This window comes from Treponema sp. R6D11 (assembly GCF_054786075.1).
The window spans coordinates 1-308 of record NZ_BDHD01001418.1 but is presented as its reverse complement, the minus strand read 5'-3'; the positions used below and the strand labels follow the sequence as shown (position 1 = coordinate 308).

The 308-nt window shown below is 39.9% G+C and carries 1 protein-coding gene; it reads right to left on the bottom strand.

What is annotated here, in order from left to right; genetic code table 11:
• Nucleotides 1–57: 57 nt before the first annotated feature.
• On the bottom strand, nt 58–165 hold the full coding sequence (locus ACYVTD_RS18980; protein WP_461249132.1) for a hypothetical protein: 108 nt from the start codon (nt 163–165) through the stop codon (nt 58–60).
• Between the last annotated feature and the right edge of the window lie 143 nt (nt 166–308).

The window sequence follows — 308 nt, the reverse complement described above, 5'->3', positions numbered from 1 at the left end:
ACACCATACACAGTCATAATTGATTACGCACATACACCCGACGAACTTTCAAGCATACTAAAACCGGATTATGCCGTAATAACAAATATCGGCACAGCCTGCGTTAAAAAAACTATCGATGAATTGATGCCCATCGGCACTTTCGCCTTGGAGAGGAATAAACAAGGAATTATCTTTAGCGGCGCGACTATCGATAGTGTAGTTTTCGATTTCGATATCATTCCCTATTATAGTTCCGCTGATTGCGTTTGCTATTTCACTTAGTTTCAAGACAGTAGCTCCTTTACAATTTCGTGCTCGTTAAAATG